This window comes from Actinoplanes sp. CA-051413, assembly GCF_050955795.1.
In the GTDB taxonomy this organism is placed as follows: domain Bacteria; phylum Actinomycetota; class Actinomycetes; order Mycobacteriales; family Micromonosporaceae; genus Actinoplanes.
This window is the reverse complement of record NZ_CP192100.1, coordinates 4,292,588-4,303,266: the sequence shown is the minus strand read 5'-3', so window position 1 is coordinate 4,303,266 and position 10,679 is coordinate 4,292,588. Positions and strand designations below refer to the sequence as shown.

Genomic DNA, 10,679 nt, shown 5'->3' with positions numbered 1-10,679 from the left:
CGCCGGTCAGGCCTCCGCGCGGTCGGCCGGCACGCCGGTGATGAAGTGCCTGCGCAACGCCTCAGCGGCCTGCGTGACCTCGGCTGCCGAGGCCTCGTAGCGGCGGCGGGCGAGCTCGTCGCCCGCCCGGGCCGCCTGCTCGGCCACCTGAGCGAGCACCATGGCCTTCTCCTGCATGGCACTCAGAGCGGTCCACAGCGCCGCCTCGATGCCCTCGTTGCTGGCCGCGACAAACGACTCCGGCGAGTACGAGTGCCCGGTGTGGCAGACGTAGTGCACCGCGTTCCCGCTGGCCACCGCATTCATGCCGCCCTTGCACTCCGGGCAGCCCAGCCCCACCGGCGCGCCGGCCTGCGGCACCTTCGACAGTGATTCGCGAACCATGTCCGTCTCCCAGATGAGCGCCTCGGCGGGCCCGGTAGCGGTGGGCCGCACCGGACGGCCGGCCCCCTCGATGATCGCCCGGGCCAGCTGCGCGGCCGGCCGGACCGTGGCATCCGGTACGGCCCGCAGCGCCGCCCGGGGCATGCCGTCGAACATGGCGTCCCCGGGATCCTGCACCAGTGCCGTGCCGCCGCACTCGACGATGGCGGCCAGTCCGGCGGCACCGTCGTCGAGGCTGCCGGACAGCACCACCCCGGTCACCCTGGGCCCGCACCAGCGCGCAGCCGAGCGGAAGAGCGCGTCGACGGCGGGCCGGACGCGGTTCTCCCGCGGGCCGCGGCGCAGCCGGAGCACGTCGTGATCGTCGACGAGCAGGTGCCGGTCGGGCACGGCCGTGTAGATGCGCCCGGGCGTGATCGGCACGCCGTCGGCGGCCTCCACCGCCGGCAGCGGACCGGCCTTGGCCAGCACGGCGGCGACCTTGCTGGGCGCGGTCGGGGCCAGGTGGGTGGAGACCAGCACGGCCGCGGGCAGGTCGGCCGGCAGATAGGCCACCAGCTGTTGCAACGCCTTCAAGCCACCGGCCGAGGCACCGACGACCACGATGTCCCTGCGCACGCTCTGTCCCTCCGCCGCGGAAGTGCCCGGTTGCCCGAATGCGGCGATCCGAAACGTACGGTCAGCCGGCCGGGTCGTCGTAGCCCTCGTCCGCGCGTTCCCGGCGCAGGTGGGCCTCGGCCCGGCGGGCCGCCTCCCCGCCCTCCGCGGCCAGGCCCGCGTACATGCCTTTGACCTTCTCGAACGGGCGCCCGGGAGGCAGCAGCGGGATGGCCGGGTCGACGACGGCGTCGATGACCACGGGCCGGTCGGCCGCCAGCGCGGTGTCCCAGGCCGCCGGCAGGTCGTCCGGCGACGTGACCCGCAGCCCTCGCAGGCCGAGCAGCTCGGCATAACCGGCGTACGGCACCTCCGGCAGCTGCTGGGAGGTGGCGAACCGCGGCTCGCCCTCCATCTCGCGCTGTTCCCAGCTCACCTCGGCGAGGTCCCGGTTGTTCAGCACGCAGACAACGAACCGCGGGTCGGCCCAGTCGCGCCAGCGGGCGGCCACGGTGACCAGCTCGGCGAGGCCGGTCATCTGCATGGCGCCGTCCCCGGTCAGGAGGATCACCGGCCGGCCGGGGGCGGCCAGCTTGGCGGCGATCCCGTACGGCAGCCCGCAGCCCATCGACGCGAGGGTGCTCGACAGATGGGCCGGGACGCCGCGGGGCAGGCGCAGATGCCGGGCGTACCAGTAGACGATCGAGCCGACGTCCACCGCCACCTGGGCGTCCGCGGGCAGCCGGTCGGCGAGGGAGTGGACCACGAACTGGGGGTTCATCGGCTCGGCCGGTGCGGTGGCGCGGGCGGCGGAGATCTCGTGCCACCGGCGTACCCATGCTTCGACCTGGTCGCGCCAGGCGCGTTCGGGGCGCGGCTGCACCTCGGCGAGCAGACCGCGTACCGTCTCGGCGGCGTCGCCGAGCAGCGGCACCTCGATCGGATAGCGCATGCCGAGCTGCCGGCCGTCGATGTCGATCTGCACCGCCCGGGCCTGCCCGGGCGCGGGGTAGAACTCGGTCCACGGGTCGTTGGTGCCGATCAGCAGCAGGGTGTCGCAGTTGCGCAGGAGCTGCTCGCTCGCCGTCGTCCCGAGGTGGCCCATCACCCCGGTGTGGAACGGCAGGCCCTCGTCCAGCACCGGCTTGCCCAGCAGCGACGCCGTGACGCCCGCGCCGAGCCGATCGGCCAGCTCGACGATCTCCGCGGCCGCGCCGTACGCGCCCTGACCCACCATGATCGCGACCCGCTCGCCGGCCCGCAGCACCTCGGCCGCCGCCCGCAGGTCCTCCTCGCGCGGCACGACCCGGGCCGGGCGCAGGCCCGGACTGGTCACCATGACGCCGTGCTCGTGCGCGGCCGGGTCGGGGGCGGGCGCCGACTGCACGTCGTGCGGCAGGATCACGCAGGTCGGGCTGCGGGTGGCCAGCGCGGTCCGGAACGCCCGGTCGATGAGCATCGGCACCTGCTCGGGGGTGTGCGCGGCCTGGACGAACTGGGCGCACACGTCGCCGAACAGCCGGACCAGGTCGATCTCCTGCTGGTACGCGCTGCCCAGCACCGTCGAGGCCTGCTGCCCGACGATCGCCACGACCGGCTTGGAATCGAGCTTGGCGTCGTAGAGGCCGTTGAGCAGGTGCACCGCGCCGGGGCCCTGGGTGGACAGGCAGACACCCGGACCGCCGGTGTACTTCGCGTGCCCGACGGCCATGAACGCGGCCGCCTCCTCGTGCCGGGCCTGCACGAACGTGGGTTTCCCGGCCCGGCGCAGCGCACCCATCACACCGTCGATGCCGTCCCCGGAATACCCGAAGACCCGGTCCACGCCCCAGTCACTGAGGCGTTCCACGAGCAGATCCGCGACCGTACGCTCAGCCATGACGTTCTCCTCCCGGTGGCAGTCCGTCTACCCCCGCCGCGCCGGGCTCAATCGGCGGGATCCGGCCAGACCTCGGTCAGCAGGGCGCGCAACGCCTTCTCCGGCGCGTCGAGGTCGGACTGCTCGTACAGCAGCCCGGCGTAGAGAGCGGCCTCGGCCATCCGGGTGTAGAGGTACGCCAGCCGGTCGAGGTCCACGCCCGGGTCGGCCGGGGCACCGCAGCCCGCCTCCAGGAAGATCTCCCGCTGGGCGGCGACCACCCGCGGATGCACGACCCCGGCGGTGGAGTACATGACCCGGTCGGCGAGCTCGGTCTCGGTGGTGACGAAGGTGATCAGCGCGTGCGCCTGGGGCAGGCCCGCGGCGAAGTGCCTGGTCACCTCCAGGACGCCGTCGACGCCGTCCCGCGTCCGGGCTTTCCGCGCGGCGGCCAGGCGCAGGTCGCACAGGGTCCACAGGACGTGCCCGAGCAGCTGCTCACGGCTGTGCACCACCCTGTACAACGTGGCCCGGCTGACGGCGAGCTCGGTGGCGAGCTCGTCCAGATCCACCGTGCCGTTGCGCAGGAAGTGCCGGACGGCTCCCGCCACGGCGGCCTCGTGGCTGATCACCCGGCGAGGGGTCACGGTGCTCCTCCCCCGGCCCGATGGCGGCATGCGTCCATCCTCCGGCACGCCGCGCGGGCCTTCCATCCGCTCGTCGTACCGACGGCGGTGACATTCCGGCTCACCCCTGTCACCCGTCCGGCCGGAATTTCCACGGGTCCATTTTCCGCGGTTTGATGACCGCCTCGACGCCGTTTCCGGTTCGCCGTATTTCCGAGGGTCGTCCCTGCTCAGGGCCGTGATCGTGCGACTGCCGTCTCACGATCGTCACGGAACTGGTGCCACCCGAACACGGCTGGCTAATGTCCGGACACACCATTCGATGCGCATTGTTTCCCGATGCCCGGTGCTTTTCCCGCGGCGGGAACAGGCATCGTCACCACCGATCTGGAGGCTTTTGTGACGCCAGAAGCTGACGTGACGCCCGGTACGGCCGTACGGGGGCACCGCAGGACACCACCGGCCGGCCGCAACCGGCTGTTCCGGGGCCGTACCGTCGCCGGCGCGGCCCTCGCCGCCGCGCTGACCGCCGGCAGCATCGCGCTGATGCCGAGCGCGGACGCCGCGACGAACCCGTTCGAGCGCGGCCCGGCCCCCACCACCGCGAGCATCGAGGCGACCCGCGGCTCGTTCGCGGTCTCCCAGACGACCGTCTCGTCGGTCAGCGTGAGCGGCTTCGGCGGCGGGGACATCTACTACCCGACCAGCACGTCCGCCGGCACCTTCGGCGCGGTGGCGATCGCGCCCGGCTACACCGCGAGCCGGTCCAGCATGGCCTGGCTCGCGCCGCGGATCGCCTCGCAGGGCTTCGTGGTCTTCAACATCGACACCCTCACGCGGTCGGACCAGCCGGCCAGCCGCGGCCGCCAGCTGCTGGCCGCGCTGGACTACCTGACCCAGCGCAGCAGCGTGCGCACCCGGATCGACACCGCCCGGCTGGGCGTCATGGGTCACTCCATGGGCGGCGGCGGCACCCTGGAGGCAGCCGACGACCGGCCGGCGTTGCAGGCGGCGATCCCGCTGACCCCGTGGAACCTGACCAAGAACTGGTCCGGCGTCACGGTGCCCACCATGATCATCGGTGCGGAGAACGACACCGTGGCCTCGGTGACCTCGCACGCCCAGCCGTTCTACACCAGCCTGCCGGCGTCGCTGAACAAGGCGTACCTGGAGCTGAACAACGCGAGCCACTTCGCGCCGAACAGCTCGAACACCACGATCGCGAAGTACAGCATCGCCTGGCTGAAGCGCTTCATCGATGATGATCTGCGCTACGACCAGTTCCTGTGCCCGGCGCCGCGGGCGGGCACCGCGATCTCCGAGTACCGCGACACCTGCCCGCACTCCTGAGCAGCGGCCGGGCGGCGGGGCCTACGGGGTCCCTGCCGCCCGGCCGAGCCGCGCGGCGGCGCTGAGCGGGTCCATCGGCTGGATGATCACTCGAACAGTGACTGGCCGCCACCCTGGGCGCGGCGGCGAGCCCGCCGGCGCAGCACGATGACCACCAGGTCGACGGCGGCGATGACGGCCAGCAGGATGAACAGCCAGCCGAACAGCACGAACCCCGCGCGCAGCAGCAGGACGGCGAAGACGGTCGAGGTGATCAGACCGAACAGGGCCAGCACCAGCCGCAGGTTCAGCGCGCTGTAGGGCTTGCCGACGGTGCCCCGGCGTCCGGGCGGCTGCGGAGTGATGGACATGATGGGCGGGTACCCCCTTCCCGGCGCATCATCCGCGCCGCGGCGGGCCACTGCCGGCCCATCCCGCCGCCGCGAAGCCGGCCTCGACCGCCGCGTCCAGCAGCGCGGCACGTCGCCAGCGGGGCGACATCGCGGCCAGCGCGACGCACGAGCCGGCGTGCAGCGTGTCGACGACGGCACCGAGACCCGCGACCGGGCCGGTCGGCGCCAGGGCGCCCGCGGCCGCCTGGACGAGGTGCCGGGCAGCGAGCACCCGGGCCACCGTGACGGCAGCCGCCGGGACCGGCCCCGGGCCACCGGCCCGCAACACCACTTCCGGTACGACCAGCAGCACGCCCGCCCAGCCCACCCTCGCCAGGGCCGTAGCCCGGACCCCCGACATCGTCATTTCCTGTTCCCTCGCATCGCGCCGCAGTACCCCGCTGCGTACGGGTGACACCTGGCGGCGACCGCTGCCCGGACGGCAACAGGGTGGCCGCGCCGACCAGGGTGAGGATCTTGACCACGGTCGGGCTCACGCCGGTGATGCGCAGGGTCACCCGGCGGTGGGTGGCGATGCGGTGCACGACGATGATCGCGCCCGCGCCGGTGGCGTCGAGCAGGGTCACCGCGGCCAGGTCGATGTTGACGCCGGTGACGTCGCCGCGGTCGAGCACGGCCATGATGGACTCCCGGAGCCGGGGTGCGTGCTGCATCTCCAGTTCTCCGCGCACGAGAACGTCCACGATTCCCGAGCCGTCGGCCTCGATGTCCAGCACGCCGGGCTCCTTTCCGCCGGAGGTCCTGCCGCGGCCGGGTCACCGGGTCGCGCGTGGGGTCAGGCCTACCCCTGGTCGGCGCCTTCTAACTGGCCATCCGCGGTCCGCTCAGCGCCGATGGCGGTACAGGGCGACCGTGCCCCGGTTCACCTGCCAGATGCCGACGCGTTCGTAGTCGTCGCGCAGCAGCGGCCGCAGCGCCGGGTAGCCGGTGGCCGGGTCCTGGCGGGGACCGCTCACCAGCAGCCACACCCGCGGCACGCCGGCCACCCGGGCCGCGGCGTCCGGATACTCCTCGGCCATGAGCCGGCCCGCGTCCGCAGCCGAGCGGCGTTGCAGCAGGTCACGCGGGAACGTCCCGTCCCGGTCCAGGTAGTACTCCATGCCCGCGCGCATCGCCCGGGACCGGACCTCGAACACCATGCCGTCGCCGGGCTGCTGGTACTGCTGGATGAGGGCCGCGATGCTGCGGTAGTCGGGGCCGTTCTTCGCGGTGGGGCCCCGGATCGCGCGCTGGCCGGGATACGCCGTGGCCGCCACGACGGCGAGGACCAAGACCAGACGCAGCGCCGCCGGCCCCCGGCCATGCGGCTTGCGGTCCACCCGCAGCTGTCCCACCACAGTGACCGCTGCCAGCATGGCCAGCGGCACGAGCACGACCAGCAGGTAGCGGGCCACCCACATAGGAGAGACCAGGACCGAGACCGCGGCCACAACGGTCACCGGGGCCGCGGCGAGCAGGGCGACGGGTACCACCGCCGAGACCGGACGCCAGTACGCGACCAGCGCCAGCCCCACCAGCAGCCAGGCCGTCGGCACCGAACCGACGATCTGCCCCGGCGCCGAGCCGAGTGCGCCCACCGTCAAGGGATCCACCCAGGCCAGCTGGCTGTCCCGCTGCCGGACGCCCAGCCAGGCAACCGGCGACAGCACCACGAGGGCGCCCGCCAGCGTCACGCCGCAGGCGGCGACCACCCGCCAGGACCGGTCCCGGCGGGCGCGGATCAGCACCATCGCGGCGTGCGCGGCCAGCGTGGCGAGCGCGACGAGGTGACCGAGCCCCAGCAGCACGACGCAGACGCCGTACCCCACCCAGCGCACCGGCCGGCCGCGTTCCAGCGCACCGACCAGGGCGAGCAGCGCCAGCACCGACATCAGGCAGGCGAACGCGTACGGGCGCGCCTCGGCCGCGTACCGGGAAGTGTTGGGCAGCGCGCAGAGCAGGATGCCGGTGACCGTGCCCACCACCGGGTCGAACAGGCGGCGGCCGAGCTGACCGGCCGCCGCGACCGCCGCCGCCATGGCCACGATCGACGGCAGCCGCAGGTCCAGCTCCGACGTCCCGGCGAGCCGGGTCCAGCCGTGCATGACGAAGTAGTAGGGGCCGAAGACCGCGTCGATGTTCTGCACGAGATGCCAGATCTCGGCCGGTGAGCGCCGGGCGACGTCCGCCGTGGTCACCTCGTCCCAGCTGAGCACCGGCCGGTCGGCCCTGACCAGCCCGGCGACCAGCATCAGGGTGCCCGGCACGAGGCTCGGCACCAGCCGGAGCAGCCGGTCGCGCCACGGCGGTCCGGCCGCGTGGGTGGGTGGCGCCTCGCCGGGAGGTGGCGGGCCGGCCACGGACGCCGTCGGCGCCACGATGGCTGCACCGCGCATGGTCGCTCCCCCGAGCGTCGACTTCCGCGAGCCGGCGGGATCCCCCGCAACCCCGCAAGCAAACCGCGCCACGGCCGCCGGCAGAACGGTGATTGCATACTGTGCGAATGGATCACGACTCAGCCGTACGGGAAGCAGCCGCCCTGCTGGCCCGGTCCCGGCGGGTGGTGGTCTTCACCGGGGCCGGGGTCTCCGCGGAGAGCGGCATCCCGACCTTCCGCGACGCCCTCACCGGCCTCTGGCAGCGGTTCGACGCCCAGTCGCTGGCCACCCCGGAGGCCTTCCGCGCCGACCCGGCCCTGGTCTGGGGCTGGTACGAGTGGCGGCGCAGCGCCGTGAGCCGGGCCCGGCCGAACCCGGCCCACATCGCGGTGGCCACGATCGAGGCCCGCCGGCCGGGCACTGTGGTCATCACGCAGGATGTGGACGACCTGCACGAGCGGGCGGGCTCCGCGACACCGGTGCACCTGCACGGCAGCCTGTTCGCGCCGCGGTGCTTCGACTGCGGACAGCCGGCGCCGCCGCCGGGCCCGGCCGACGAGCCGCCGGACGGCCGACGCCTGGAGCCGCCCCGGTGCACCGCGTGCTCGGGCCCGGTCCGGCCGGGGGTGGTGTGGTTCGGTGAGGCGTTGCCGGAGGCGGCCCTGCGTGCCGCGGCGGAGGCGGCGGCCGCCTGTGAGCTGCTGCTGACCATCGGGACCTCCGGGCTGGTGTATCCGGCCGCGGAGATCCCGCACCTCGCGGCCCGGGCCGGGGCGGCCGTGGTGCAGCTCAACCCGATGCCGACGCCGCTGGACCCGGTCGCCGCGGTCAGCCTGCGCGGCCCGGCCGCGCAGCTGCTGCCCCGGCTCGTCGACGCGGCCGGCTGATCCGCACGTCAGCCATCTCCGCGCCCGCTTTCCGCGGCGACAGGCCGGCGCGCGGGAGGCTCGGCCGGCCGGCGCCGGCGGACGAAGGCTCCGGTGGCCCGGGCCAGCAGGTACTCGTACAGGGCGGCGCCGAGGTTCGCGCCGATGAGGAAGACCAGCGCCTGGCCGGAGGTGATCGAGTCGGTGAGCGCCGCGGCGCCGAAGGCCCCGAGGTAGTACGGGACCTCCTTGGCGAGTTCCGTGCCGACGTACCCGGTCGCGGCGGCCGTGCGGTGGGCGCGGACACCGCTGGTCCGGCGCCGGGCGATCTCGTACGCCGCCTTGGACAGGATGTTGGTGCTGGTGCCCGTCATGGTCAGCAGCAGCCAGTTGGCGCGCACGTTGGCCCGCAGGCCCAGCCCCCAGGTCACGTAGCTGAGCAGCAGCAGAGCCGCCAGTCCCGGCGCCGCCACCTGGGTGAGGAGTCCCGAGGCCACCGCGGCCGTGCCCACCGCGGCGGCGAACGCGTCCAGCGCGTACGTCGACGCCACCGTGGCGCCGAGACTGACGACCCAGCTCAGCAGTCCCCCGCGTGCCATGGGCGCCCCTCCCGCCGCGGGCGCCGACCGCACCCGAACATCTGAGTGCGGCCGGGCCGCCGGAAATACCAAGGTCGTCACGGACAGTGGGCCCGTTCCGCCTCGGCGAGCACGCGGCGCAGCAGTTTGCCGGCCGGGGAGCGCGGCACCGACTCGGTGATCCGCACCGCCCGCAACCGCTTGTACGGCGCGACCCGCTCGGCGACGTACCCGAGCAGCTCCTCCGCCGTCGCGGGACCGCGCAGTGCCACGTACGCGACCGGCACCTCACCGGCGTCCGGGTCGGGCCGCGCCACCACGGCCGCGTCGGCGACCGCCGGGTGGGTCAGCAGCAGGTGTTCCAGCTCGGCCGGCGCCACCTGGTAGCCCTTGTACTTGATGAGTTCCTTGAGCCGGTCGACCACGTACAGGTAGCCGTCCTGGTCGAAGTAGCAGAGGTCGCCGGTGTGCAGCCAGCCGTCGACATCGATGGTCCGGGCGGTCGCGGCCGGGTCGTCGCGGTAGCCGCGCATCAGCTGCGGGCCGCGTACCCACAGCTCGCCGGTGCGGCCGGCGGCCAGGTCGGTGTGGCTGCCGGGGTCGACGATGCGCGCCTCGGTGCCGGGCACCAGCCGGCCGACCGAGCCGCGCCGGGGGGCGTCGAGCGGGCCGCCGGAGATGAAGGCCGACGTCTCGGTCATGCCGAGGCCCTGCGCGACGGCGCAGCCCAGCCGCTCGGCGCACCGCTGTTCCTGGTCGGCGCCCAGCGGTGCCGCACCGACACCGATCGCCCGCAGCGAGGACAGGTCGTAGTTGTCGACCATCGGGTGGTACGCCAGCGCCAGCGCGATCGGCGGGACCACGATGGTCAGCGTCGCCCGGTGCTGCTGGATCAGGGCCAGGAATGCCTCGAGGTCGAAGCGGCCCATGGTGACGACGGTGGCGCCGGCGGCGAGGCTGCCCGGCAGCACCAGGTTGAGGCCGAGCGCGTGGAAGAACGGCGCCACGGCGACGACCACGTCCTGCTCGTGGAAGCTCAGGGAGGCCTGGCCCTGCCGGACGTTGGTGACCAGCGCGGTGTGCGTCAGCTCGACCCCTTTGGGCAGGCCGGAGGTGCCGCTGGAGAAGGGCAGGGCGGCCAGGTCGCGGTCCGGGTCGATCGGCACGCGCACCGGCGGGTAGGAGTGGCCGATCAGTTCACTGAAGGGGGTGGCTCCGGGGGCCGTACCGAGCACGAACACCTCTTCGACCCCGGCCCGGGCCGCTGCGGCCACCGCCTGCTCGGCCAGTGCCGGCACGGTGACCAGCAGCCGGGCCCGCGCGGCGGTCAGCTGGGCGGTGAGCTCCTCGACGGTGGACGCCGGGCTGGCCCCGGTGACGATTCCGCCGGCGGCCATCGCCCCGTACGCGATCACGGCGTACTCCGGCAGGTTGGGCAGGTGCACGGCCAGGACGTCGCCGGGCGCGAAGCCCCGGGCGACCAGGCCGGCGGCCATCCGGTCGACGCCGGAGGCGAGATCGCGATAGGTGAGCGTGCGGCCGGTGGCCCCGTCGATCAGAGCCGGCTTGTCGCCGAGCCGGGCGGCGTGCCGCAGGACGAGCGCGGGCACGGTGCTCCCGCCGGTCTCCACATCGGGCAGGACACTGCGGATCGTGCTGGAAAGAGTCATG

The 10,679-nt window shown here is 73.9% G+C and carries 10 protein-coding genes and 1 pseudogene; 2 read left to right on the top strand and 9 right to left on the bottom strand.

The annotated features are described in order from the left end of the window. Positions 1-6: 6 nt before the first annotated feature. The 3 genes from ACQP2Y_RS20005 to ACQP2Y_RS19995 all read right to left on the bottom strand — a co-directional run bounded on the left by ACQP2Y_RS20005 (position 7) and on the right by ACQP2Y_RS19995 (position 3,486). The gene (locus ACQP2Y_RS20005) at positions 7-1,002 is read right to left on the bottom strand and encodes a chemotaxis protein CheB (protein ID WP_433730412.1); all 996 of its coding nucleotides are present in this window, start codon (positions 1,000-1,002) and stop codon (positions 7-9) included. 61 nt (positions 1,003-1,063) lie between these two features. Continuing rightward, complete coding sequence (locus tag ACQP2Y_RS20000; RefSeq protein WP_433730410.1) at positions 1,064-2,860, bottom strand: thiamine pyrophosphate-requiring protein; 1,797 nt, start codon at positions 2,858-2,860, stop codon at positions 1,064-1,066. Between the two features lie 47 nt (positions 2,861-2,907). Further along, positions 2,908-3,486, bottom strand: a complete 579-nt coding sequence (locus ACQP2Y_RS19995) for a QsdR family transcriptional regulator (protein WP_433730408.1) — start codon at positions 3,484-3,486, stop codon at positions 2,908-2,910. Positions 3,487-3,804: 318 nt separating this feature from the next. Between ACQP2Y_RS19995 and bdeA the strand changes: the two genes are divergently transcribed. Beyond that, positions 3,805-4,815 (top strand): bis(hydroxyethyl) terephthalate hydrolase, encoded by a 1,011-nt coding sequence (bdeA, locus tag ACQP2Y_RS19990; RefSeq protein ID WP_433730406.1) that lies wholly within the window; start codon positions 3,805-3,807, stop codon positions 4,813-4,815. 86 nt (positions 4,816-4,901) lie between these two features. On the opposite strand, the gene ACQP2Y_RS19985 is transcribed toward bdeA, so the two are convergent. From ACQP2Y_RS19985 to ACQP2Y_RS19970, 4 genes and pseudogenes are all read right to left on the bottom strand, one after another. After that, entirely contained in the window at positions 4,902-5,165 is a 264-nt protein-coding gene (locus ACQP2Y_RS19985) for a DUF6343 family protein (protein ID WP_433730404.1), read from the bottom strand. Between the two features lie 28 nt (positions 5,166-5,193). Next, the gene (locus ACQP2Y_RS19980; protein WP_433732441.1) at positions 5,194-5,553 is read right to left on the bottom strand and encodes a hypothetical protein; all 360 of its coding nucleotides are present in this window, start codon (positions 5,551-5,553) and stop codon (positions 5,194-5,196) included. Positions 5,554-5,698: 145 nt separating this feature from the next. Further along, a pseudogene (locus tag ACQP2Y_RS19975) lies at positions 5,699-5,860 on the bottom strand (STAS domain-containing protein); the annotation flags it as partial. A gap of 171 nt (positions 5,861-6,031) precedes the next feature. Then, the gene (locus ACQP2Y_RS19970) at positions 6,032-7,582 is read right to left on the bottom strand and encodes a glycosyltransferase family 39 protein (RefSeq protein ID WP_433730402.1); all 1,551 of its coding nucleotides are present in this window, start codon (positions 7,580-7,582) and stop codon (positions 6,032-6,034) included. Between the two features lie 107 nt (positions 7,583-7,689). On the opposite strand from ACQP2Y_RS19970, the gene ACQP2Y_RS19965 reads away from it, so the two are divergent. Continuing rightward, entirely contained in the window at positions 7,690-8,451 is a 762-nt protein-coding gene (locus ACQP2Y_RS19965; protein WP_433730400.1) for an NAD-dependent protein deacylase, read from the top strand. Positions 8,452-8,459: 8 nt separating this feature from the next. On the opposite strand, the gene ACQP2Y_RS19960 is transcribed toward ACQP2Y_RS19965, so the two are convergent. Both ACQP2Y_RS19960 and ACQP2Y_RS19955 read right to left on the bottom strand, forming a co-directional pair. Continuing rightward, positions 8,460-9,029 carry a hypothetical protein gene (locus tag ACQP2Y_RS19960; RefSeq protein WP_433730398.1) on the bottom strand — a complete coding sequence of 190 codons (570 nt, stop codon included), beginning with the start codon at positions 9,027-9,029 and terminating at the stop codon, positions 8,460-8,462. 77 nt (positions 9,030-9,106) lie between these two features. After that, complete coding sequence (locus tag ACQP2Y_RS19955; RefSeq protein WP_433730396.1) at positions 9,107-10,678, bottom strand: AMP-binding protein; 1,572 nt, start codon at positions 10,676-10,678, stop codon at positions 9,107-9,109. Position 10,679 lies beyond the last annotated feature (1 nt).

Bases quoted from the DNA above. Each gene is read 5' to 3' on its own strand.
- ACQP2Y_RS20000 (WP_433730410.1), bottom strand. From the start codon at position 2,860: ATGGCTGAGCGTACGGTCGCGGATCTGCTCGTGGAACGCCTCAGTGAC.
- bdeA (WP_433730406.1), top strand. From the start codon at position 3,805: ATGCCCGGTGCTTTTCCCGCGGCGGGAACAGGCATCGTCACCACCGAT.
- ACQP2Y_RS19985 (WP_433730404.1), bottom strand. From the start codon at position 5,165: ATGTCCATCACTCCGCAGCCGCCCGGACGCCGGGGCACCGTCGGCAAG.
- ACQP2Y_RS19980 (WP_433732441.1), bottom strand. From the start codon at position 5,553: ATGACGATGTCGGGGGTCCGGGCTACGGCCCTGGCGAGGGTGGGCTGG.
- ACQP2Y_RS19970 (WP_433730402.1), bottom strand. From the start codon at position 7,582: ATGCGCGGTGCAGCCATCGTGGCGCCGACGGCGTCCGTGGCCGGCCCG.
- ACQP2Y_RS19965 (WP_433730400.1), top strand. From the start codon at position 7,690: ATGGATCACGACTCAGCCGTACGGGAAGCAGCCGCCCTGCTGGCCCGG.
- ACQP2Y_RS19960 (WP_433730398.1), bottom strand. From the start codon at position 9,029: ATGGCACGCGGGGGACTGCTGAGCTGGGTCGTCAGTCTCGGCGCCACG.
- ACQP2Y_RS19955 (WP_433730396.1), bottom strand. From the start codon at position 10,678: ATGACTCTTTCCAGCACGATCCGCAGTGTCCTGCCCGATGTGGAGACC.